Annotated in this window: 21 protein-coding genes and 2 pseudogenes; 2 read left to right on the forward strand and 21 right to left on the reverse strand. The window is 36.1% G+C overall.

Annotated elements, in window-relative coordinates:
* Window positions 1-431 precede the first annotated feature (431 nt).
* From thrB to LB888_RS02820, 3 genes are read right to left on the reverse strand one after another with little or no spacing between them, the layout of a single operon-like run.
* Window positions 432-1310: a homoserine kinase gene (gene thrB, locus LB888_RS02810; RefSeq protein ID WP_318753539.1), complete on the reverse strand. Its 879-nt coding sequence runs from the start codon at window positions 1308-1310 to the stop codon at window positions 432-434.
* Window positions 1311-1730: a hypothetical protein gene (locus LB888_RS02815; protein WP_318753540.1), complete on the reverse strand. Its 420-nt coding sequence runs from the start codon at window positions 1728-1730 to the stop codon at window positions 1311-1313.
* Window positions 1708-2505, reverse strand: a complete 798-nt coding sequence (locus LB888_RS02820) for a homoserine dehydrogenase (protein WP_318753541.1) — start codon at window positions 2503-2505, stop codon at window positions 1708-1710. Before LB888_RS02820 ends, LB888_RS02815 begins: the two co-directional genes overlap by 23 nt.
* Window positions 2506-2645: 140 nt before the next feature.
* On the opposite strand from LB888_RS02820, the gene LB888_RS02825 reads away from it, so the two are divergent.
* A complete protein-coding gene (locus tag LB888_RS02825) occupies window positions 2646-4010 on the forward strand; it encodes an aspartate kinase (RefSeq protein WP_318753542.1) in 1365 nt (454 codons plus the stop codon).
* 254 nt (window positions 4011-4264) lie between these two features.
* Here LB888_RS02825 and LB888_RS02830 read toward each other — a convergent pair whose 3' ends face one another.
* The 17 genes and pseudogenes from LB888_RS02830 to LB888_RS02910 all read right to left on the reverse strand — a co-directional run bounded on the left by LB888_RS02830 (window position 4265) and on the right by LB888_RS02910 (window position 23092).
* Complete coding sequence (locus LB888_RS02830; protein WP_376713537.1) at window positions 4265-5302, reverse strand: phosphate/phosphite/phosphonate ABC transporter substrate-binding protein; 1038 nt, start codon at window positions 5300-5302, stop codon at window positions 4265-4267.
* Between the two features lie 354 nt (window positions 5303-5656).
* A complete protein-coding gene (locus LB888_RS02835) occupies window positions 5657-8977 on the reverse strand; it encodes a SpaA isopeptide-forming pilin-related protein (RefSeq protein ID WP_318753543.1) in 3321 nt (1106 codons plus the stop codon).
* Window positions 8978-9417: 440 nt separating this feature from the next.
* A pseudogene (locus LB888_RS02840) lies at window positions 9418-9663 on the reverse strand (DUF896 domain-containing protein); the annotation flags it as partial.
* A gap of 188 nt (window positions 9664-9851) precedes the next feature.
* Window positions 9852-11276, reverse strand: a complete 1425-nt coding sequence (locus tag LB888_RS02845; protein WP_318753544.1) for a sucrose-6-phosphate hydrolase — start codon at window positions 11274-11276, stop codon at window positions 9852-9854.
* A gap of 352 nt (window positions 11277-11628) precedes the next feature.
* Window positions 11629-13020: pseudogene (locus LB888_RS02850) on the reverse strand (sucrose-specific PTS transporter subunit IIBC); the annotation flags it as partial.
* Between the two features lie 256 nt (window positions 13021-13276).
* A complete protein-coding gene (locus LB888_RS02855; RefSeq protein ID WP_318753946.1) occupies window positions 13277-14029 on the reverse strand; it encodes a trehalose repressor in 753 nt (250 codons plus the stop codon).
* Entirely contained in the window at window positions 13984-14259 is a 276-nt protein-coding gene (locus LB888_RS02860; protein ID WP_318753545.1) for a LacI family DNA-binding transcriptional regulator, read from the reverse strand. The genes LB888_RS02855 and LB888_RS02860 overlap by 46 nt, the downstream gene beginning before the upstream one ends.
* A gap of 140 nt (window positions 14260-14399) precedes the next feature.
* On the reverse strand, window positions 14400-14810 hold the full coding sequence (locus LB888_RS02865) for a peptide deformylase (RefSeq protein WP_318753546.1): 411 nt from the start codon (window positions 14808-14810) through the stop codon (window positions 14400-14402).
* A gap of 14 nt (window positions 14811-14824) precedes the next feature.
* The gene (locus LB888_RS02870) at window positions 14825-15760 is read right to left on the reverse strand and encodes an RDD family protein (RefSeq protein WP_318753547.1); all 936 of its coding nucleotides are present in this window, start codon (window positions 15758-15760) and stop codon (window positions 14825-14827) included.
* Window positions 15760-16809 (reverse strand): signal peptide peptidase SppA, encoded by a 1050-nt coding sequence (gene sppA, locus LB888_RS02875; protein WP_318753548.1) that lies wholly within the window; start codon window positions 16807-16809, stop codon window positions 15760-15762. Before sppA ends, LB888_RS02870 begins: the two co-directional genes overlap by 1 nt.
* Before the next feature lie 243 nt (window positions 16810-17052).
* A complete protein-coding gene (gene groL / locus LB888_RS02880; protein ID WP_318753549.1) occupies window positions 17053-18669 on the reverse strand; it encodes a chaperonin GroEL in 1617 nt (538 codons plus the stop codon).
* 13 nt (window positions 18670-18682) lie between these two features.
* On the reverse strand, window positions 18683-18952 hold the full coding sequence (locus LB888_RS02885; protein ID WP_078756596.1) for a co-chaperone GroES: 270 nt from the start codon (window positions 18950-18952) through the stop codon (window positions 18683-18685).
* 1187 nt (window positions 18953-20139) lie between these two features.
* Complete coding sequence (locus LB888_RS02890; RefSeq protein WP_159443925.1) at window positions 20140-20301, reverse strand: hypothetical protein; 162 nt, start codon at window positions 20299-20301, stop codon at window positions 20140-20142.
* 71 nt (window positions 20302-20372) lie between these two features.
* A complete protein-coding gene (locus LB888_RS02895) occupies window positions 20373-20747 on the reverse strand; it encodes an ArsR/SmtB family transcription factor (protein ID WP_078756633.1) in 375 nt (124 codons plus the stop codon).
* Between the two features lie 112 nt (window positions 20748-20859).
* Window positions 20860-22020, reverse strand: coding sequence for a hypothetical protein (locus LB888_RS02900; protein ID WP_318753550.1), 1161 nt, complete (start codon window positions 22018-22020; stop codon window positions 20860-20862).
* Complete coding sequence (locus tag LB888_RS02905) at window positions 22013-22381, reverse strand: arsenate reductase family protein (protein WP_276648625.1); 369 nt, start codon at window positions 22379-22381, stop codon at window positions 22013-22015. Before LB888_RS02905 ends, LB888_RS02900 begins: the two co-directional genes overlap by 8 nt.
* A 9-nt stretch (window positions 22382-22390) precedes the next feature.
* Window positions 22391-23092 carry a hypothetical protein gene (locus tag LB888_RS02910; protein ID WP_318753551.1) on the reverse strand — a complete coding sequence of 234 codons (702 nt, stop codon included), beginning with the start codon at window positions 23090-23092 and terminating at the stop codon, window positions 22391-22393.
* Window positions 23093-23360: 268 nt separating this feature from the next.
* Between LB888_RS02910 and LB888_RS02915 the strand changes: the two genes are divergently transcribed.
* Window positions 23361-24062, forward strand: a complete 702-nt coding sequence (locus tag LB888_RS02915) for a glucosamine-6-phosphate deaminase (protein WP_276933944.1) — start codon at window positions 23361-23363, stop codon at window positions 24060-24062.
* A gap of 248 nt (window positions 24063-24310) precedes the next feature.
* On the opposite strand, the gene LB888_RS02920 is transcribed toward LB888_RS02915, so the two are convergent.
* The gene (locus LB888_RS02920) at window positions 24311-25489 is read right to left on the reverse strand and encodes an iron-containing alcohol dehydrogenase (protein WP_276647929.1); all 1179 of its coding nucleotides are present in this window, start codon (window positions 25487-25489) and stop codon (window positions 24311-24313) included.
* Window positions 25490-25652: the final 163 nt, after the last annotated feature.

Here is a 25652-nt window from a genome sequence, read left to right on the forward strand (position 1 = left end):
TGCTTTTTTTGAAAAATGATCCTTTTAAGTAGTACACAAGCTTGCGGTTTTAACGCTATATTATTGATAAAAAACGCAAAATGTTGAAATGGTTTATGCTATTAAGTGGCTAAATAGTCAATAGACTGCAGCACATAAAAAAGAAAGTTTATGGATCAGCAATTTTTATCTCTTCTGTTGCTCGACAGAAAAAGTCTAATGTCATTGGCAATAACAAGTGTGAAAAAAGCCATTGCTACCCAAAAAGCTTCATGTTATTCCGTTTAAGGAGAGATTAAATAATATATCGTAACACAATTCAACGAGTGTCATCATTTAAGTAATATTTGATGAGTTTTAATTACTGAAAAACTACCTGATAGGGTGCATCTAATACACGATTAGGTAATAAAAAAGACTGGCAGCAATTAAACCAGCCAGTCTCTAAAATATTAAGTTATTAAAGGGTATACCGTTGTGATTTCATGTCGACATTCGGGTACCATTGAATTAAGCGACTGAAGAATGGCTTCTGTCCGTTCAACCGGACAAAGCGTTAAAATTGTCGGTCCGGCACCACTAATAACAGTGGCAAAAGCACCGGTAGTAAGGGCAATATTTTTTACTGCATCAAATTCTTTTATTAAAGGTTGACGATAAGGTTCATGAATAAGGTCTTTCATCATCATCGCCCCCATCTTTTCAAAATCGCCTTTCAACATAGCAGCCGTCATAATATTGCTGTAGGCATTTTGAAGGATTATTGCTTCTTTAGAATATTCTGCCGGTAGCACTTTGCGAACTTCTGCTGTACTCAACTCATAATCGGGAATACTTAAAATAATCCCTACATGATTGAAATCAGCCGTTTCATAAAATAATACACCATTTTCATAAGCTCCGATAAACAAGCCGCCGGTCACACAAGGGCCAACATTATCTGGATGCCCTTCTATTTCAGTCGCTATCACAATTTTTTGTTCTTGAGTTAAATTTAATTGAACAAAATGATTGGCTAATTCAATACCTGCTACAATAGCACTAGAAGAACTGCCTAAACCATGCGTTAAAGGAATTTCACTACTCATTTCCACTCTTAATGGTGGCATCGTCTGCTTAAATTTTGAAGCAACTTTATTCGCAACCTTGGCGACTAAATTTTGCTCATTGTTCGGCAAAACCTTTAAAAAAGCATCCTTAAAGTTAAATTGCCAGTTGTCAGCCGGGGACGCTTTAACTGTTAGAAACTTATTAAGGGCTAACCCAATTGAATCAAACCCAACTCCTAAATTCGCAGTGGTTGCTGGTACTTTTATTTCAAACTGTGACATCTATTCACCTTCTATCTGATAATAAGCTGCCAGTGTTAATTCTTGGGTCAACGCTTTAAATGTTGGTTCTGAAATGGTTGCGGTTAAAACGGCTGTTATTTCGTCATTTTGCCATAGTTGATACTTGATGTTCATCGCAGTTAATCGCTCTTTTAAAAGGGACATATCTTCCTCCAAACGGATATAATAACGATGATCTGTTATACTTTTTGTGAAATGGGCACTTTCTTGAGTGGTTAGATTCCCAGTGAAGCCAAATTTTTCGATGAACAAAATATCCGATACTACTGCGGATGCTGTTTCCGAACTGCCGGCTCCTGGTCCATAAAACATTGTTTGTCCCACGGCATCTCCCTCAATAAATATCGCATTTTTTTCTAATTTGACATTAGCTAAACTATGGGTAGTGGGTAACAGCACTGGTCTCTACACTGATACTGATGGCATCCGCAACTTGACGACTTTTTCCTAATAATTTAAGAGTGAAGCCATTTTCTTGAGCCAATTGGATGTCTTGTTGATCAACTTGACTAATACCTCTTACCTCGACACGTTCAAGCGGAATATTTACTTTAAAAGCTAAGCGTGATAATATCGCAATTTTACGTGTCGCATCATAACCTTCAACATCATTAGTAGGATCCTTTTCGGCATATCCTAATGCTTGCGCTTGTGCTAAAGCCTCTTGGTATTCACATTGTTCATCAGCCATCTTCGTCAAAATATAATTAGTCGTGCCATTTAAAATTCCCATCACTTTATTAATTTTATTAGCATTTAAACTATATTGTAAAGGTTGGATGATTGGTATACCCCCACCACAACTCGCTTCATAACCAATTTGGGCTTGATGTTGATTTGCTATTTGTGCTAATTCGTTAAGATGTAATGCAAGCATATCTTTATTAGCCGTTACCACATGAATACCACGTTCTAATGCTTTTCTTTGAACTTCATAAGGAAAATCGACGCCACCTAAAACCTCCACAATAAGTTGGATATCACTGTTTAATATTTCATCAATGTCATCGGTCACTACAATTCCTGTTAAATCCAGGGTCTCATCTTTAATTTCTCGAGCTAGCACATGAGTAATGTCAATTTTTGAATCAGTACGAGACTCATTAACCTTTTGTAATAGTTTTAAAACGCCTCCGCCTACTGTTCCTAATCCTAAAATTGCTATTTTCATCATAAAGTGCTCTCCTCCAGTTTATTTTAATGATTTTCTCATTTATTACTCTTCATTTTACAATAAACACTACCTTTTTGCCATCTTTTCATGTATGATGATTAATAAAGTTAAAAATTATTATTGTTCAAGGATGTGATAGCATGAAAGTCGCAAAATTTGGAGGGAGCTCGTTAAGTAACGCAACCCAAATACAAAAAGTAGCCAATATCATTCAAAATGACCCGGAAATTCAATTCGTAATTGTTTCGGCACCAGGGAAAAGAGATGATAAGGATACGAAGGTGACGGATTTATTAATCCATTTATTTGATGAGAAAGTTCATAGCGGATCAATTGAAAGGGCAAAACAGATGGTCTTAGATCGCTATTCTTCAATTGCTGATGAGTTATCACTTTCAAAAGAGATTATTACCCATTTTGATCATGTTTTAACTGAGTATTTATCTTCAATTACTGACCCTCTGCGACTATTAGATGCTCTTAAAGCGTGCGGTGAAGATTTTAATGCTCAATTAATAAGTCAGTATTTTCAACGTATTGGCCTTAATGCCCGTTATATTTCTCCAGCTGAATTGGGTATTATCGTGAGTGATGAACCGAGTAATGCTCATTTATTATTGGAGTCCTATGATAAAATCGCACAATATAAGCATGATGAACAAATTTTAATCATTCCTGGCTTCTTCGGTTATTCACGAAATGGCAATATCGTGACCTTCCCTCGTGGCGGTAGTGATATTACAGGCGCGATTGTTGCTCGTGGTGTTGAAGCTGATATTTATGAAAACTTTACAGATCAAAGCTATATTTACGCAGCCCACCCTGGCATCGTCCGTAAACCTTATGCTATTAAAGAAATTACTTATCGTGAAATGCGTGAGTTAGCTTATTCTGGTTTCGGAATTTTTCACGATGAAGCATTAGAGCCTTTATATCAAGTGGATATCCCCGTGATGGTGAGAAATACTAACCACCCTGAAATTGCTGGTACTAAAATTGTTGCTCAGCGAGAAATCAATCCTAATTTACCTGCTATTGGAATTAGTTGCGATGAAGGGTTTACTGCTATTTCTATTAATAAATATTTATTAAACCGTCAATTAGGTTTTACTCGCAAATTGTTACAAATTTTTGAAGATCACCATATTTCAATTGAACATATTCCTACCGGGATTGATGATATTTCAGTGGTGGTTCGTTCTCACCAACTAGCAGCTCCCGGCACTTTAGATGCGCTCTTAAAGGATATCGAAGAGCAACTGGATCCTGATTTCATTAATGTCGAAACGGATTTGGCCATTGTAGTAATTGTGGGTGAAGAAATGGCTGAAGTCGTGGGCACCGCCAATAAAGCAACCCGCGCTTTAGCTTCACAAGCAATTAATATTTTAATGATCAACCAAGGTGCCTCTGAAATTAGTATGTTCTATACCATTAGTATGGATGATAAAGATGATGCGATTCGTGCTCTTTACCGTGAATTTTTCGGTCACTTACATTTTTAAAATCAACCAAAATATAATCCCTAAAGCTTCTTAATAAGAGCCTTGGGGATTTTTTTGATATTAAATTTTATTGAGAAATGTATGCTTAAATAAACTTTTCCGCTGTTAGGAAAGTTTTAGCTCCATCAAATTTAAAGGGAAAACAGACTTCACTTATTTCTGGGCTGTTAGAAACCTTAATTCTTCTCCAATAAATCAAGCGCAAAAAACGTCTCAGGAATATCCCGAGACGTTCAATTCATTATTTAAGCTAATTAGTTATTACCTTGTTCACGTAAGATTTTTTGAGCTTCACGTTCTGTATCGTAATCTTCTGATTTAGCTTCTTGGTAACCTTCGTGGCTGTAGATAGAGATAACTTCTTTGCCTTCTTCAGTACCAGCGATGTTAATCATTGCTTTAGCAATTGCTGCTTTTAATTCATCCGTCATGTTAGGTGATGTTTTAGAAACAGAAACAGTATCGTTGTAAACATTTGGAGTAACACCGATTACGTTAGTTTCTTCAAAGATTGATGCTTCACGGTTCATGTCGCCTTCCCAATCTTCAACATTATCAACACGTAAGTCAGCATATCCAACGATGATATCTACTTGTTCAGCAGCTAAACGCGCTACAGAACTTCCGTAAGATTCAGATTGTACAACATTTGCTAAGTCAGAGATTTTTTTACCTTCAAATTGATTACCTAACCAGATTGATGGGTAAATATAACCTGATGAAGATGAAGATGACATTACAGCCCATTTAGCTGAATCAACATCTTCCCATGTTAATTCTTCACCATTATTAATTTTTTCTGCTAACTCTTTACCTTTTTCAGAAGGTCCAGCAATGATTAAACCTTTGTAATAAGTTACTTGATCTTCAACTTTTTCAGTTGGTTTGCCGTCGTTCCAGTCAGCAGGATTTTCAGAGTCTTTGCTTAATCCTTGACGAGTTGAAGTTAAGATAACATCAACATCTTCATCATATAAAACATAAGTTCCACCAGGGATAAAACCAATATCGGCAGTTCCAGCAGATAATGCTTCACCAGCTGCTTCATAGTTAGTACCAACTTCAATTTCCACTTCACCGATTTCGAAGCCTTCTTTAGCTAATTCATCTTTTAACATTTGTTTTAATGGTTCAGTAGCAGTAATGATATCTTCTGGGTCACGAGAAGGTACAAACATTACTTTTAATGAATCAATTTTTTCTTGAGCATGTGCTGTAACACCTGCAAAAGTTCCTGATAACATTGTTCCAACTAATCCGAATAACGCAATATTGCGCAATGATTTTTTCATGTGAAAAATCCCTCCAAATATATTATGGCAGACTCGAAAATCGGCCTTATGTTTTTATTATAGCAAATAAATAAACAGGAAAGTATAACAACTGATATAAATTTACAAAATCTTATTAATGCTTTTACAAAAGCACTTAGAAAGGTTATAACATCAAGCTTCTTAACTATAAAATTATCCGAACGATTAAAATGAGAATTGTAAAATTATTGTAAAGTCTCTTGTTTTACCTCATCTGTCCTTTTAATAAAGTCATCAATCGTTGCTTCAATTTTGTTCAGGTTGATAATTTGTATCTGGTATGAAAAAAGTTTGAAGAAGCGAACTTAATCGCTGTCTTCAAACTTATTTTGGTTATTCATCTCGATTCGAATTATTTTTCTTACCAAAAATAACTAAACCACCTAATGCTAGTAATCCAATAGCCAACATCACCCCTAATACACTTCGTTTTTCACCGGTATTCGGTATTGTTTTTTGGACTGTTTTCGTTTTATCCACCGTTAATGTTTGTTGCTGAGTGGTGGTAGTTGGTTGTGTAGTAGTTGCTTCTGTCGTTGCGGTTACTTTATCCCCATAAACTAAAGCATATAATCCTAATTGTTGCGTCGTAAAATTAACGCGTTGATTATGAACCGTATGATTAATCGAGGTTAATTGTTGTTCGTTAATACGTAATAATTGAATTTGTGAATTGATTGGTCGTGTTGGTAATTTTACTTGTATAGTTTTTGTAAAACTTACCGGTTGACCATTTTGATCTACCGCTTTAATATTATAAAAATCAGCCTCTTTATTAGATAACGATTGTGGTATATTTTGACTTACACGTTCAACTACTATTTTCGCTACTTTATTCGCATCATCTGGATGAACCCAAACTTCAACATTGGTCGTTGAATCAACAAATTGTTTTAACGCCTGTTCTGACGCAATTGTCGTTTGTTCAACTGTCGTGGTCGTCGGCGCTTCCGTGGTCGTTGGTGCCTCCGTGGTCGTCGGCGCTTCTGTAGTTGTCGGTGCTTCTGTAGTCGTCGGTGCTTCCGTGGTCGTTGGCGATTCTGTAGTCGTCGGTGCTTCCGTAGTTGTCGGTGCCTCCGTGGTCGTCGGTGCCTCCGTAGTCGTCGGTGCTTCTGTAGTTGTCGGTGCTTCCGTAGTTGTCGGTGCCTCCGTAGTCGTCGGTGCCTCCGTGGTCGTCGGCGCTTCTGTAGTTGTTTCAACAATTGTTGCCTTAATTTCAACTACTTTTGTTTGACCCGCTTCGACCACAATAGTTCCTTCTGCTTGATTAAATGTATAATCTGGCGATTCTGATACAGTATAACCTACTTCTCCTGGAGCCAATTCAGAAACTTGAACTTGTCCTTCTTCATCTGTCGTAAATTCTTGGTTATTGATTTTTACCGTAATCCCTTTGACCGGATTATTGTCTTCATCACGAATGATAAATTGAACGCTGCCTTCTTTCGTTTCTTCAACTACTATTTTATCAGAAAATTCAATTCCTTCGGTTATTTCAGCTAATTTTTCTTCTTCTAATAAGGTGACATTGGCTGGTCCTTCGACAGCTGCATAATGATAGTTACCTAAATCTAAGTTATCAAAATGTACTTGTCCGTTATCATCGGATATCGCATTTAAGCCACCAAATTTAACATTGATTCCGGCAACTGGCTCATTATCCTGATCGACAACGGTTAATGTAGCTGTTCCTTTTGTCACTTCACGTTCTAACACGACTGTTTGATCGATAGCAGCATCTGCTGACACCGTTAAACTACCTTCGTAACTTTCATTAAATTTCTCTGGTAGATTAGTCACTTGATAAACTTGTTCCGCGATAGCAACTTTATCAAAAGTAACGACACCATTCTCATCCGTTGTTGCAGTTTGTTCATCTATAGTCACAGTAATGTTGGGAACGGCTTGTCCTAATTGATCGACGAAGGTCATTTTAACAACTTGGGTTTTAGGTGCTGTTTGTACCGCTAAATTGACCGTCATCCCTTCTGTTGATACTTCATATGACCCTTCTAATGGATCACTTTGATACCCTTCTGGTAAGGCAGTGACTTGATATTGATAAGTACCTAATGCTTGGTCTTCTAATGAAATTTGACCCGCATCATTTGTAATGAGTTTGGTCTCGCCATTAATTAAAATGGAAACTCCTGGTACCGGTGCTTGATTTTCATCGACTACTTGAATGACGGCCTTTCCTACTTGGGGAACGGCTTGAACTTGTATTGGTACTTCAACCGTCTCATCAGCATTCGCTAGGGTAAAACTACCAGATGGATTATCTAAAGTATACTCTGTTGGCAACTCCGCAACTGTATAGTTATACTCACTTAAGTCTAAACCTGATACTGTCACACTTCCATCTTCTGTTGTATAGATAAGCTGATCTTGGAATTGAATTCCGACATTTGGTAAAGCTTGCCCATCTTGATCGGTAACGACAAACTTAACATTTCCTGTCTGAGCCACTGTTGTTAACGTCATCGTCATCGTGGTATCTCCAACTGAAGGGTCAATTACTAAAGAGCCGGCTGTTTCTCCAGTATAATTATTCGGAATGCTGCTTAAATCAAAATAATAGTCACCAGCTGGTAAATCAGCAAAGACCGCTTGGCCTTGTTCATCAGTAACGACTTCCACACCTTCCATCAATACTCCAACATTGGGAATTGGTGTCCCATTTTCATCAACGATACTGATAATTGCTGAAGCTGTGGCTGGTACCGTGTTAACAGTTAAGGTAAGTTGAGATTCGGTGTTTTCCTCAACTATTATTTCTTGATTTAATTCACCTTGGTAACCTTCAGGTAAGCCATCAATCGTTAGTGTATAAGCACCTGGCGTTAAACCATCGATATGTGCTTGCCCATTTTCATCCGTTGTTAATGCATGACCAGAAAAATCAAAATTGACATTTGGTACCTCATTACCATTTTCATCCACTACCGTTAGTGAGACCGCACCATTTAAGACTGGCATTTCTGTTTCTTCAACTGGTGCTTCCGTTTCTTCAACTGACGATTCGGTTTCTTCAACCGGTGCTTCTGTTTCTTCAACTGACGCTTCGGTTGAGGTCTCAGTCATATCTTGACCTGTTGTATCATTATTTTGCGCTGTTTGAGGATCTGCAATATAAAAATTTAATGCGGCATGATATTGTTGACTACTCTCATCTAAAAGTTCAGCAGTAGCTTTCACCTCAAAAGGCACATCATAAACGACACTGCCATCCCCTAAAGTATTTTCGTAACCTGGCGTATGTGTCTTTCTCACTGACTTACCATTTGTTTGTTCTTCCGCGGTAGGTTCCGCTATCGATTGCTCTAACTCATCGGCTACAATCGCACCTGATTGACTAATATTATCCCAATAATAGAGACGCAGTATATATTGCCCTTCAGGTAAATTAAGTTCGCCACCAGTTACTTCGCCATTACGATATGAATAAACAACATCATTGGTTTGAACATTAATGATGTCATAACTAACATCGGTTTTGTCTTGAGCCGTATTATCCGGCAAATTTAATTTGACTCCTACTTGATATTGTACGGAGTTACTTGAATCTTGAGCACTAATCATTGGTACCGAAATCTGACTTAACACTAAAAGTGATGATAATAATAAATGTTTAAATTGACGTCCCATTTTCATAATAATTCCTCCTTGTTCTCTCACTTAAAATTATATCATAATCTTATTATGAAAGGCTTAAACTCACTTATTTGTCAAACATTTTACAAAATTAGAAAGACATCTTCACCAAATATTCATAAATAAAAAAAGCATCAAGTAGTAAATGTGCCTGCCACTACTTAACGCTATCTGCAAATGATTATGTTCTTTAATTTTAGATTAATTAGACTTTATGATTAAACGGTTCCCTATTCGCCATCAAATCGATCTTCGTCTTCCACGTCATCATACTCATTATATTCTTCAGATTCGCTATTGTATTCTTCATAATAATCGAAACCATACTCATTGTCGAATTCTTCATCGTACTCGTCATCATAGAGGTCATTCGCTTCTCCAAAAATGACAGTGCCTTCTTCGACATCTGGCAGCATTGATAAAAACTTTGCCATTCGGGTTGGTAAATCTTGATCGCGCCCATGAAGGCCTTTTTCTTTCTGAACTGCTTTTAATTTTTCAGGGGTGACGTCGGCACCTGTTTCATCCACTAATTTTACGCCCTCAATTTGCTTACGAAATGCTTGGCGTATTAAGGCCAAATAAGCACCACGCAGTTCTTCCCGTAAAATTTCTTCTGCTTTTGTTAAGTCGCGTGTTTTTGCGATACTTGCTAAATAATTAATTCCTTCTAAAATCATTGCCATTGTCATTTTATTTCACCTCTTATTCAAATGTTCATGAGAGTATAATACATTATCTCACGTTGAATGTCAAATATAGTCAATGTTAAATCAAATAAAAAAATTCGAGGCTTGACGGTCAAAGCAAAAATCAACTGATTTTATACTTATGACCTTTCCCTCGAATTACATCTGGTTGTTATATTATATTTTTAAGAAAATTGATAAGCTAATAATTTGGTTACCTTAATATCACAAGGCGTACTAATTGCTTCTGCTTGGAAAGTTACTTTAGAATGAGGTTTATCAGCAAAATAGCGCATCGACATCGTAGTCGCTCCCTCATTGATGAATAATTCTAAAGAACTCGTATCCAACCAAATATCTAATTGTGCAGCAGCTTCTTTTAATAGTACCGAGCGCGTTTCAGCTTTTTTGGTATGCCAATTAATACGTTCAATAGTTAATTCTTGGTTAAGTTGCTTGTACTGAATATGAACAGCTTGATCAATCATAATATTGAAGTCAGATGTCAAATTATTTATTCCCTCAATTTGAATTCTTGACGGATTCGCTAATGGTAACTCGATTAAATCATTACCTTCCCATTTAACCTGTTGAACTTCATTTGATAATAATGCCTCAGTTTCAACTATTGGTCGTTGCACCAATCGATTATCTACTAAATGTAAACTTCTCGGCATTGATAGATGATGAATCCATTTATCACGATGTGTCGGTACTGCCTCTTCAACTTCTGGCCACATCGTGCCCATCCATGCATATTGAATCGTTCTACCATCTGGTGCCGTAAATGTTTGGGGTGCATAAAACTCAAACCCACCATCGACTTCAGCTAACTCACGCGCCGACTCCGCTTCAGGAATGAATTGTGCCTGTTCATTGTCCCATTTACCAACAATATAGGTTGTATTAAAAATATTATGATAACGATGCTCTTTAGGTTCTAAGCCTTGTGGTGAAAAAATAAAGACTGCCTTTTCTTCACCGGTAACTTCATCCGTTAAAAAGATTAAATCCGGACATTCCCACATATAACCCAGTGGTTCTTCAAATTGTAAAATAGATCCTTTATAATCCCAATTCAATAAATCTTTTGAGAAATAGGCAATCGTATCACCCGTAAGTTCTTCTCTTTGAGCCCCTAAAATCATCCACCATCCCGATAGTTGTTCATCCCACCAAACTTTTGGATCACGTACATGCCCAGTAAAACCTGGTGCTTGTTCTAATATTGGACCATGTTTTTCAAAGCTAATGCCATCTGAAGAAGTAGCTAAACATTGATAACTTTTTCTAACACCTTGATCATCTTTCGTATTCCCTGTATAAAATAAATACAGTTGTTCATTATGAACGATTGCACTTCCGGAATATACGCCATTTTTATCAAACCAATCGTCTGATTTTAACGCAATAGGTAATTGTTCCCAATGCATCATGTCTTTGGAACGTAAATGCCCCCAATATTTTGTTTCATGATTGGTGTTATATGGATTTAACTGATAAAACACATGATAATATCCTTGAAAATAACACAAACCATTTGGATCATTAAGCAATCCTTCAGTCGGTGTAATATGGAAATGTTGTGCATATTTCCCCTGATTTCTCAATTAATTCATCCCTTTCTTAAAACCTTAAAGATTAAATAAGTCTTACTCATTTTTATTACTCGTGTCTTCCTCCACAGTTTACTAAACTTAAAATAGTAATTACCATTTCAACTTTGCTTTTATAATTAACAATTAAAAACACGAATGAGGTTGGGGTTAGGCATACACTTGATAAATTTTAGTCAAGATTATTATTCGTTAATTAATAGCGCAGTGGTTGAGTGGTCTCAATCTGCGTCTTAACGACTTGTTTGAGTCCTACTCAACTGTGCGGGAGTGGGCAGACGAAGCGAAAATTATTTAATTTTCTACTTCTTGCCCACTCCCAGCCTCAGTTAAATTATTATTTCGCGGTCATTTCATCATTAAAACCAAACATATAAGTTAATCCATATGCAACTCCAAAGGCCACTGCCATCATTAAGAAGTACGGTAATAATTGATTTAAGTATAATAAAGTACCAGGTAAGACAGTAACTGACATACCAGTTGCTTTAAGGTTTAAAATACTACCTAAAAAACCACCTACAGCACCACCAATTAACCCCATCACAAATGGTTTACCATAACGTAAGTTAACACCAAAGATAGCTGGTTCAGTAATTCCTAATAAACAAGAGATACCTGCTGAGAAAGATAAGGTTTTTAATTTAGCATTAGTGGTTTTTGATCCTACACCAAAGATTGCGCCAGCTTGTGCAGCGGTTGCTGCGGTTAAGAAGGCATTAAATTGGTTGACACCATCTTTTGCTAATAATTGCACTTCCAAGAAGTTGAAAATATGGTGAATACCAGTCACGACGATTAATTGTTGTAACCCACCAATAATTAATCCGGCTAAACCAAATGGTAAAGCTAATACCCATTCCGTTGCTGATAAAACGACTGTTTCTAATGAATGGAATACAGGTCCAATCGCAAATAAACCTAAAATATTCATGATTAATAACGTTAAGAATGGTGTGACTAATAAATCAAAGGTTTCAGAAACATGTTGATGTAGCCATTTTTCTAATTTTGCACCGACCATCCCAACAATAAAAGCAGGGATTACCGTACCTTGATAACCGACAACGGGAATGAAACCAAAGAATTGCATTGGCTCGGCTCTACCACCTGCTACATCATAAGCATTTGGCAATGAAGGGTGTACCATCATCAATCCTAAGACAATCCCTAATACTGGGTTACCACCAAATACTTTAAATGAAGACCAAGCGACTAATGCTGGTAAGAAAGCAAAAGCTGTATCCGTTAAAATTTCAGTCCATTGAATAAAATTTGGGTTTAAGCTCTCTGGAGTCATTCCAAATAATGCCAATATGTCAGGCTGTGTTAATAATCCACGAACCCCCATAAATAACCCGGTCGCTACTAAAACCGGAATAATTGGAACAAACACATCACCAAAAGTACGAATGGCACGTTTAAAGAAACTACCTTGTGGTTGTTGTTCAGATGCTGATGCTTTTTGATCAGATTTTGTCACCGTATTAACACCTGGTAATTGAGCAACTGCATCATATACTTTATTAACGGTACCCGTTCCAAAAATGATTTGATATTGTCCTGAGTTAAAGAAAGCACCCATTACTTTATCGACATTTTCCATTTTTTCTTTATTAATTTTTTGCTCGTCTTTCACCATTACACGTAAACGAGTTGCACAGTGAGCCACGCTATTAATGTTTTCTGTTCCGCCTAAATTTTCCACAACGGATTTTGCTATATCTTTGTAATCCATTTTGATACCTCCATATATTTGTTTACTTTTTGGAACCAGTTCCGAACTGCTGAGTTCATTATACGAAATAAAAAAATAAAATGCAACATGGAAACGTAAACAAAATGATTAAATTAAGGTTTTCAAACTACATTAAGTTATAAAAAAGAGATGACCTCCTTACCAAAACGCTGGTAATAAGTCATCTTTTTGAAAGCGATTGAAAATAATTTTTCAAAAAAATTCATTATTTTCATGTTTTCACAGGTCTTTTTCTTCATCTTTTATCCAAAACAGACTCTCTTAAAATTAATTTTGTTGGTAATTCGATGCTTTCTTCTTGTTGCTGATGATTAATTCGGTGTAACAAATGGTCCGCCGCAATCTCGCCCGCATTAAAATAAGGATATTCGACTGTTGTTAAACCTGGATAAAAAGAAGCACCGGTCGCATGATTCCCAAAGCCCGCAATACTAACATCTTTCGGGACTCTTAACCCTTCTTCTAAACAGGCTTTCATCGCACCAATGGCCATCATATCGGTTGCTCCCACAATTAACTCTGGTTGCGATAAAATTAACTCTCGCTTAGTCACTTCATATGCTTCGTCCATTCTAAAGCCCGCCTCTAACTCTTCAAACTCCGTATCCCCGAAGGCTAGAAATGTATTTCGTATAGCGTTACGACGGTATATCCCAATCGCAGGGTCGTTTTTAGTAGCTGCTAAATAATGAATTTTACGATGACCCAATCGATAAAGGTAATGCGCTAATTGTTCTCCAGCTGTTTGTTCGCTAAAGAAAATTGAATCTCCTATTGGATTTTCTTGCCCCACTACCACAATTGGTATTTTAGATGCTTTCATTGTTTTTTCTAAATCTTCTGAAAAATGGGTCATCAAAAAGATAATGCCATCCATCCGGTTCGCTTGAAAACTTCTTATCGCCTCTAATTCTGATTCGGGTTCAAGGTTTGAATTGACAATTAATAATTTATAACCTTTTTTCTTAAGTAACTTTCTACTCCAGATAACATTGTATTTGACGCATAACTATCTAAACGTGGTGTGATCGCTCCCACCATTTTCGTTTGCTTTGCTTTTAAACTTTGGGCAAAGGTGTTCGGTAAATATCCTGTTTTTTGGATCACGAAATTTATTTTCTCAGCTGTTTTCTGACTTACTGAGCCACCATTAAGATATCTCGAAACGGTGCTCTTGGCAACGCCCGCTTCTCTTGCAATATCATTAATCGTAACCATTCATCCACCTCCGTTTTCACTCGCTTTTCATTTTATCATGATTTTCTAAAATTTGCATTAAATGATGAAAACGAATTCCTTTAGCAATTGTTTATTCATTTCAACAATACTTTTTTTAACATACTCACTTCAGCTAACTATTAAATAATAATACCATGGAGATGATCGATTTCGTGTTGAATCACTTGCGCTAAAAAATCTTGATACTGTCCAGTATGCTTTTTAAAATGAGCATCTTGGTAACTCACCGTTATTTTGCGGTAGCGAGTCGTTTGACGCACTCCTTCTAATGACAAACAACTTTCTTCAACCTCATATGGTTTCGATTTTGCGATGATTTGTGGATTCACCATTACCATGTCAATCGGTCCTAAAGAGAAAATAATAATATTTTTCAAATGGCCAATCATATTAGCGGCCATGCCAACACAGTGTTCACGATTAGCATTTAAAGTATCTTGTAAATCTCGGATGATAGGCAGATCCGCTTTAGTTGCTTCTACTGATTTTTGTGATAAGAGAAAGGTATCTTTTACTATTGGTTTGATCATTTGCTACTCCTCATTTATTCAAAATCTACGATGACACAAGTGTTGGCCACCCAGTCCCCAATTTGTTTTTTCTCACTAGTAAAGAAACTGATTAAATATAAAAAGGGATATGGTCTTTGAATAATTCTAGATACAATTTCTCTAAAGAAAATATCTGATAGTTTTAGATTATAACCATCCAAGCGAACCGTTCTTAAGCCCATTATCATCTTGCCTAAAGTTTGTCCTTTAAAGATTAAAGTCAATCCCGCAAAGTAAAGACAATAAATAGCAGTTGAAATTCCAAAGTTAATCAACGACGTAAAGCTCCACATGCTGAAGAACAAATTAATAAGTCCCGTTATGACTAAGCTATCAATTAAAAAGGCCACAACACGTCGATGGGCACTAGCAATATAATGAAACTCATAAGGTGAGCCTTTATCAATTTTATGTTTACGATCCGCTTCCCATGCTGCTTTCTCGATTGCTTGATAATTGTTGGTTGAATCCTTACCGGTTGACCAATCATACTCCTCTTTGGTAGAGGTGGCAGCTGTCTGTTGGTTCGTTTCATTAGCTGTCAATAGATCAGCATCTCTTGAAGCATCGTCTTTAGGCGTTGACTGCGTCTCGTTAGTTGATGGCTCCTGGTTTAAAGAATTGTCTTTAGGCGTTAACATCGTCTCGTTTACAGGTAATTCCTGTTCAGATACATTTTCATTAACTGAAGATAATTCAGGTGTAACATTATCATGGAGTACTTTTACATCTTCGTAATCCTCCCGTGCAAGAACGGCATCATCTTCTGCATCATGAGTTAACGATTCATTGACAGTGTCAACTAACTCCTCATCGCTTGTTGCTTGATTCTCGTTATTCGTAATGGCATCGCCAGCTGCATTTTCTGAAAGTTGTTCGACTTGATTAACCCATTCGTCCTCTAAAGTTGATTTATCTAATTTTGTCATTAGTGACCACCTCGATAAATATATTGAGCAGTTGGTGATTGTTGTGTTTCAATGAATGACCACACTTGCCCAGCCTGTGAAGTTAAATCTTGATTCCGTTTAAAGTTTAAACCAAATGGTAAGTAGTTTGAAAAGAGACTTGCATCTTTTGCTACATATTCAAATACCACTGGATTCTCAGCTGCTATTTTTTCTGCCAGCCCCTTAATTGCGTCAGCTTCATAACCGATTTCATCAACCAGACCATTTTCAACAGCTTGACGTCCATCAAACACACGTCCATCCGCTACTTTTAAAACTTCCTCTTTGCTCATACCTCGACCATTCATCACAATTTCTAAGAAACGTTCAAAAGAATTATTTAAGTAAGTTTGGATTACTTCTTTTTCTTCTTTCGTCATTGATCGAGTAGAACTCATAATATCTTTCATTTCGCCGGATTTAATAACATTTTGCTTCACACCAATATTTTCCATTAATTGTGAGAAATCATAATTGCCCATAATAACTCCAATTGAACCGGTTGTTGTCTCTTCGGCAGCATAAATTCGATCTGTTTCTGCTGAAATATAATAACCACCACTAGCTGAGACTGAGCCAAATGAAGTATAAATCGGTTTGTTCGTTTCTTCGCGAACTTTTTGAATTTGCGCACGTAACTCAGCACTTTCATAAACACCACCGCCAGGACTGTCAACTGCTAATAGTATCCCTTTTACGGTTGAGTCTTTGGCAGCTGCTTTAAATTGTTCTAGCACTTGTTGGTGCTGATATCCTTCACTACCACTTATCAAAGAACTTGACCCATTATCTTGAATCACGCCATTGACACGGATAACTGCGATACGATTGGTGACATCATTACCTTGTAAGACTTTTTCATTAAAATCTTGGCGATTCAGTACCATGTCAGTTAATGATTCTGAACTAGATGTTTGCTCATTTTGCTGTTTTTGAGTCGTTGTAAAAGCGCCCAGTCCTAAAATAATTAATGAAGCTCCTATCGCAACCAATCTTTTAGTCGTGGCTTTTTGTTGAACTTGCGGCATCTTAATCATCTCCTTTTTAATACTTTTAGTATATCAAGTTTATAGCTCTTATCCAAATAAAAAAAGCAAAGGACCGAACGATTTTGTTCTATCCTCTGCTTGGATTTGTCTTCAATTTTTTGCTCGCTAAATAATCGTTATTCAACTACGTGATAAGCATTTTTCACAAGCGACTTTGAATACTTAGGTTTATCTAGGCTAGGAAGTAACTGAGTTAATAGCTGTTTTAGCATAAATCATTTCTTACATCATTCCTGGCATACCGCCGCCCATTGGCATTTCTGGCTCATCTTTTGGTATCTCTGCGACAACCGCTTCAGTAGTTAATAATAATGCTGCTACTGAAGTTGCATTTTGTAAAGCAGAACGAGTCACTTTTGTTGGGTCAACAATTCCTGCTTCAATCATATTTTCAAATTTATCGGTAGCTGCGTTATAACCAATGCCTTTTTCTGCACGATTAATTTCATTCACAACGACTGAACCTTCTTTTCCTGCATTGGCAGCAATTTGACGAACTGGTTCTTCTAAAGCACGCGCCACAATGTTGACACCTGTTGCTTCATCGCCAGTTGCTTCAATGGCTAATACTTGTTCTTGAACATTCAATAAAGCTGTACCACCACCAGAAACAATTCCTTCTTCAACCGCAGCACGTGTCGCATTTAAGGCATCTTCAATACGTAATTTACGTTCTTTTTGCTCTGTTTCAGTCGCTGCTCCTACTTTAATCACCGCGACGCCACCAGATAATTTTGCTAATCGTTCTTGTAGTTTTTCACGGTCGAAGCTTGATGTTGTTTCTTCTGCTTGAGCACGGATAATTTGGATACGATTTTCAATAGCCGCTTTATCTCCTGCACCTTCAACAATTGTTGTTGAATCTTTCGTTACCGTTACTTTACCTGCATGTCCTAAGTGCGCTGTTGTCGCATCTTTTAATTCGTAACCTAATTCTTCTGAAATAACAGTTGCTCCAGTTAGTACAGCAATATCTTCTAACATTGCTTTACGGCGATCACCAAATCCTGGGGCTTTAACTGCTACCACATTTAAGGTACCACGTAATTTATTTAATACTAAAGTAGGTAATGCTTCACCATCAACATCTTCGGCGATGATTAACAAAGGTCTACCAGATTGCATAATTTCCTCTAATAATGGTAAAACATCTTGAATATTGGTAATTTTACGGTCTGTAATAAATACTGCCGGGTTTTCTAAGTTCGCAATCATCTTCTCGTTGTCAGATACCATGTATTGTGATAAATAACCACGATCAAATTGCATCCCTTCTACTACTGATAATTCAGTGTCAATGGATTTAGATTCTTCAATCGTAATAACACCGTCATTGCCGACTCTTTCCATTGCATCAGCAATTAATGCACCAATTTCTTCATCTCCTGAAGAAACAGCTGCAACTTGAGCAATCGCATCTTTAGATGATACAGGTTGTGATAAACCTTTTAACGCTTCTACGGCTACTTTCGTTGCCATATCAATTCCACGACGAATCCCTACTGGATTGGCACCAGCAGTAACATTTTTCATTCCTTCACGTGCAATTGCTTGGGTTAAAACGGTTGCGGTAGTCGTTCCGTCACCTGCTACATCATTGGTTTTTGAAGCAACTTCTAATACTAATTGTGCTCCCATGTTTTCGAAACGATCTTCTAATTCAATTTCACGAGCAATCGTCACACCATCATTGGTAATTAATGGAGAACCATATGTTTTATCTAACACAACATTGCGACCTTTTGGTCCTAAAGTGGTTTTAACGGTATTTGCTAAAATATCTACTCCACGTAATAATGAAGCACGAGCATCTTCTGAAAATTTTAATTCTTTTGCCATTATCTACCCTCTCCTATCCTAAAATTGCTAAAACTTCTTCTAAATCAATAACTAAGTAGTCAGTACCTTCATGAGTAATCGTTGTTCCTGAAAACTCATTGAATAAAACAACATCGCCAGCTTTCACAATGTCTTCATCGGTTACTAATTGACCTAAAGCAATTATTTCACCTTGAGTGGGTTTTTCTTTCGCAGCACTTGCTAATACTAACCCACCTGTTGAAACTTTTTCATTTGATTCTAGTTTGATTAATACACGTTTTCCTAATGGTTTTAACATCATTGCATTCCTCCATTACTTGATATTTTTTAGCACTCTAACACCCTAAGTGCTAATACAGTTATAATAATAGGTCATTTTTGGTCAAAAATCAAGTAGTTTGACTAGATTATTTAAATTAATTTGACTTCGCTAACTGTCGTTGGACGTTTATAAATTGAAACCAGGTATTGCCCACATTATCGTAAATTTGCTTAAAATAAAAATTATAAGTCTGGTTATCAATCGTATCAGGTGGTGCAATCTGAATTACTTTTTGAGAACCATTTTTAAGTTGTTGAATTATTTTCGCCTCTAAACTCCACGCCGGATAGACCGCCTTAGTAATTTGATAATAGGGCTTTTTCAAAACGTAAAAAAGAATCATCTTCCGGATAAAAATTATGATCAGGATTTAGCAACTGATTACCCATCACTCTATCACCTCTATTAGCTTATAAACTAACATAAGATTATAGAGTTTGCAAGTAGATTTAGTCGATCTTGATGCAGCAGATGAACCAATACTGTTTCTTGACTTTTAGATTATACTAACTATTTTTTAGTGACGTGGAATAATTATATTTAGAGTTTTTTCTCCACAGATTATTTCATAATGATTACTTATTTAAGCGTCTTATTTCAAACAAAAAAGCCGTTTTACTGTACGGCCAAGACAGAGATAGTTGGATAACCTCCTTTCAGTTTTCAGACGGTTTCAAGGTGCTATCCTCCTTCCATGTTATTAAGTAGTTTATAGTCTTACTTAGACTTAGTTATTAATTTGACATCACCGCTATAATGAATGATTTGCCAAGCTTTACTAAATCCTTTATTAATCAAAATGACTCATAAAAAAACGACTATAATTACTATTCATTTAAAGGGCATTTTTCGCATTCTATAAAGCCTAAACAAATTTTATTGTTAATGTGAATACTTACTGCAACTCTCATTCATAAATCTGCTCAGTCGTTCATTTTTAGTTATTTCAATTGTCATCTTTACATTCATTATACTGCTCTTAATTCAAGATTCAATCAATTTACTTGTTCTATATATATCTTTTACAATTCATTTTTTCAGCTAAATAGCACGGTAATCAAATAAAATAATTATTTAGTTCTTAAACTGTCATCTTGACGATTAACAAAAAAACCGAAGCAAAGAGTATTCGAATTAAGCTCCGCTACTCTGCTTCGGTAAAAATATTATTCAAATAATCCTTTTAAAAGCTCTTGAAATTCTTCTTCTGTCGCTACAATATGTTGATTACTATCTTCACCATCTAAAACGCCATCGATATTTAATTCATCTAAGTTTTCAGATAGATTGTCCCAATTTACTACTTTTTCTTTGTCTGCATCTTTCATTTTACACCCTCCATCATAAATATTATTTATGATTATATTATACCGTAAAACCGCCTACAATTAAATATAAATTATTTAGCTGCTTTCATTTTAGGACATTGGACACGTAATAAATCCACTGTTTCAAATAGACTGGTTACATAATCAGTATCTAACATATAGATAACATGTTTCCCTTCTTTTACAGATTTAATAATGCCGTTATTTTTTAAGGTAATTAAATGATGTGATGTGGTCGCTACAGAAGCATCAATAAATTGAGCTATTTCATTTACACATAATTGAGGATAGTGAGATAAAATTTCGACAATCTTAACTCGGTTTAAATCCCCTAATATTTTAAAAATAGTTGCTTTATGTTCTAGGGTTGCTTCGTCAACAAAGTTCGATAATTTCTTTTTCTCACGTTCAATTTCTACATCAGCCATACAGATGTACTCTTTCATATTATGCCTCCTCTTTTCCAAAATTATATCATCAAATAGATGAAATTGCTATTTGATACATTATAAACGCTTTAATAGAGTTATCAATTCCTCTTTATTTTAATCGTTTTAACTATTCCTCACCGATGGTGGTTTCTGCTAATGTTGTGGTTTCTTCAGCAGAGTCTATTTCTGCGGTTGCCTCAGATTGCGTATTTTCTTCATCGTTGGAACTTGTTGTTTCCGTGGTTATCACTGAAACTAACCCATCATCAAAGATATCAATACCTGTTTTCTTAATAAATTCCTGGCTTGAGATGATCTTTTTAGCTTCTGGTTGTTTAATCGTTGCTTTTTCTAAACCTATACGATATTCAATAACATGATGCGCATCATCGGTTGATAGACTCATGGCTATTTCCCCTAATTTCATTGAGAAACTGATTGTGCCAAGATACCCTTTTTGTAATTCTTCTGTTAAACGCTTCGTTTCATCAGTAGCTTCCACTAATGATTGAGCCAATTCGACTAGTTGTTGTGACTCTTTTTGATCGATATTAAAGACATAAACTGTTCCTTCTTGTTCTGTTTCATGAACCTCAGCACGGTTCGTGTTCTTTTCAACATATTGAGTGATTAATTCTAACATCCAATGATCAACTGAATTCAATCGTTGTAAAAGTGTATGATTACTTTCATTAACCTCTGGATGCTCAATATAAGTGCCTAAAATATCATCGATATGTTCTTGTGCGTAGACATAATAAGCTTCGACTGAACTATCTTTATATTGTTCATAGTCATTATTTAAGCGTTCCGCAGCTAATTTTGCTAAATCTTCTGCTAAATAAAACGAAGTTTTAACATTATTTTGTTCGTCAGTTTGAATCAGAACATTAGTGCCGCCATCATTACCTTTTTGGTTTAAAATATAGTAAAGATGATTATCCTTTAAAGCTGATAAACTATCAAGCATAAAATCCACACCGTTTTCACTTTCCATTAAATTAAACATTGTGGACTTATTCTCAGGAGAATTTTTAAGTGCCTCAAGTAGCGCTTGTGGATCTTTAAAGTCATATTGACTCTCACCATTCTTTTCCACAATAGAAGTAATATTTCTGGTAGTATCTGACTCATCAGCTGCTGGTGTAGTAGATGCTTCAGCAGGTGTTACGGTTGTTTCTGTTTGGAGTGTTATTTCTGTTTGGCTACTTTCTTCTGCATGCATTATTGGCAAAGAAAAATTTGTCAACAATAAAAGCAAACTAAGTTTTGTTAATTTTTTATGCATGATTTGCCCCTTCCTCCAAATATTTTTTGACTTCATTTCCCACAAACAGGCGATTGTTATCGGTAATTAAAATCGGGCGTTTAATTAACATTCCATCAGATGCTAGTGTTTGGATTTTTTCTTCGACTGTAAAATTTTTCCAATCATTCTTTAATTGGCGTTCTCGATAAACTTGCCCGTGGGTATTGACTAATTTATCGATATTTTCCTCATTAATAGAAGACAACCAACCACGAATTTGATCCGCAGTTGGTCGATCCGTTCTGACATCTTGATATTGATACGTAATATCCGCTTGTCTTAATAATTTTTCGATTTGACGGCAAGTACTGCACGTTTTAAGTCCTATTAAATAATACATTGTTGCTCCTTAATAATTAGTCAATATTTCAGCAATCGTGACAACCAAAGGCATCACCACATCTGGATTTAACCATTCTGTTTTACCTGTTGTTACGGTTAACAAAGCATAGCTCCAAACTTTAACATCGGAATATGTTTCAATATTTGTTTGAAGATATTTTTTTAAGAATAATTTAGTAAGCGAATGCGCTTGACTTTCTTTGAATAGTGGTCGATCACTCTTTGATAGTTTTCCTTGATTACGAGCATCATTGGCGGTTGTTTTATTCCCTGTGATAATACGCGTAATAAAAGAAGTCGTCTCAGTTTGACCTGGGGCAGTTCCTTGATTAATACTCGTCGTAGTAGATGACTCCGGTGCCGGTGATTGATCAGTACTATCCGTTACTTCGACTGAAGATACCGTGGTTTCAGTTGGTGGTTCGGTCTCTAATGGCTCTGTTGTTTCAGGAGTTGTTGTGTCATCATCAAATGAACCTGGTGCCCCTGGGGTCACTTCACCACTCTCTTCAATAATTTCCTCATAAACTTTAGTCGTTGTGGTTTCTATGATACTCGTTTCCGTATAAATTTGAGTATTTTGATTAGTAGAGTAACTGTTCTCTTGTGCAGCGACCATTGTATTTGAAGTTAAATGAACGCTTGCAAATAATGTTATTAATCCTATCGAAAAAGTTGTCTTCATGTAATGTTGCTTGGTCTTTAACAATATTGTCGCCACCTTTCATCAGTTAATCCTCTTCATAATTATATTATCATAATATAAATTGAAAAATCTAATTGTTACCATTTTGTAGTAAAACATTAATCAAATTTTCGTTTTGGAATCGTATTGTTATAAACCCCATTCTTAAATTCAGTTCCCTAAGTATCTCCTATTGCTTGTTATGGCTTAAAAAGTCTTTTTTATGTTTGAATACCTATAGTGATAATGCTATAATAATATTGATGAAAAACATTTCACAAGGAGGAGAATTATGGAATTTTTAACTTTTAAGACAATGGCAGAAGGTTCACAAAAAGCTTTTGAAATTATCAAAGAAGCTAAGGAAAATGGTGCTAACACTTTCGGTTTAGCAACAGGCAGTACACCTGAAAAGTTATATGAATTAATTGTAGCATCAGATTTAGATTTCACCGATTCAATTTCTATTAATTTAGATGAATATTACGGTTTAAGCGGCGATCATCCTCAAAGCTATCGTTATTTTATGCAACAACACTTATTCGATCACAAACCATTTAAAGAAACTTATGTTCCAGATGGTTTAAATACTGACGCAGAGGCAGAAGCTGCTCGTTATGAAGCAATTATTGATGAAAATCCAATCGATGTACAAATTTTAGGTATTGGTGAAAATGGTCATATTGGTTTCAATGAACCTGGTACTTCCTTTGATGCAAAAACTGCATTAGTTGATTTAACTGATTCAACTATCCAAGCAAATAAACGTTATTTTGAATCTGAAGCAGATGTTCCTCGTCAAGCTTACAGTATGGGAATTGCTTCCATTATGAAATCTAAAAAAATTATCTTAATGGCTTTCGGTAAAAACAAAGCCAATGCCATTAAACAATTAATGGCCGGTGAAGTAACAACAGATTGCCCGGCAACAGTTTTAATTAACCACCCCGATGTAACGGTCATCGTAGATGAAGACGCTGCATCACTCATCTAATCTTTATTATAATTCAAAGCCTCATACTTCGGTATGGGGCTTTAGTTTGATTTCGACACCCTTTATTCGAAATGAGTCCCCCTTCTTAAAATTAACTGTAAATTTAGATGATTGACTAGACAATTAAGGTTTCGATACCGCTTAATATACCTCTGCTCCTTTCAGACTGCTTTTCGCTTATTTTTTGTAAAGACTGAAAAAAACCTGCCCAGACAGGACAGGTTGTCATCATCGATTGATCATTCAATTTAATGTTGGTAGGTAACTCCCGAAGTCATACAATCTTTTAAGATGGTTACGACCTCATCTTTAGTTAATGGAACATAGCTATTCGTTAAACGTGGTTCAACCCGTTCGGCCATTTCTTCAAAGTACTCTTCATCGATTTCAACTTCTGGTAAAGTCATCGGTAGGCCAGCGTCGACAAAAAATTGATATGTTTTTTCAATCGCTTCTTTAGCCATCGAAAACTGATCAGCTTGATAGGGAATTCCCCATACATTATGAGCATACATTGCAAAACGATCTACTGTTTCTTCATTTAAAATATACGACATCCAGCGTGGTGTTAAAATGGCTAATCCGACAGCATGGGTGATATCATAATAGGCTGATAACATATGTTCGATCGGATGACATGTCCATGGTCCTGGTCGTCCGATCGAAGTAATACCATTAAGGGCCATCGTAGAAGACCACATTAAATTAGCACGCGCTTCATAATTATCCGGTTGCTCTAATGCAATAGGTAGATAATGGATACACGCTTTTAATATCCCTTCAGCTAAGCGATCTTGAACAAACACACCTTCTTCTCGATTGAAGTAAATTTCAAATGTATGACTCATAATATCTGCTGTGCCGGCAGCTGTCTGATTTTTAGGCACAGTGAAAGTATACGTCGGATCACAAATTGAGGCATAGGGATATAAAACATAAGCTCCTGTACCTTTTTTCTCTTTCGTTTCAAAGTTGGTGATAACCCCACCTGTATTCATCTCTGTTCCAGTAGCAGATAAAGTCAAAATATCGATTAAAGGTAAAGCATCTTTAATTTTACTTGAATCTGCAACTAAATCCCACGCATCGCCATCATATTTTGAGGCAGCAGCTATGACTTTGGAACAATCAATCGTTGAGCCTCCACCTACTGCTAAAATCACATCAATATGATGCAGTTTACATAATTTTGCCCCTTCACGCACTGATTCGATTCGCGGATTGGGATCAATCCCACCTAATTCATAAATCTCACAATCGGCTAGTAATTCTTTTACACGATCATATAGACCATTGCGTTTAATACTGCCACCACCGTATGTTAATAACACACGCTTGCCAAAACGATGAATTAACTCCGGTAAACGTTCAATTTGATTTTTTCCAAAATAGACCTTAGTTGGTATATCATAGACGAAATTCTGCATAATGACACCCCTTATATTTGATGCTTTTATTATAACAAAGTTCATCTTGATACAAAAAGAAATCTGTTTTATTTTTGTATTTTTCTATATATTATTAGGTCAACTTATGTTTATTTTTCTATTTTATTTTGTATAATAGAAATATAAGAATAAAAATGGGGGC

It is taken from the genome of Globicatella sp. PHS-GS-PNBC-21-1553 (assembly GCF_033564055.1).
Classification (GTDB): domain Bacteria; phylum Bacillota; class Bacilli; order Lactobacillales; family Aerococcaceae; genus Globicatella; species Globicatella sulfidifaciens.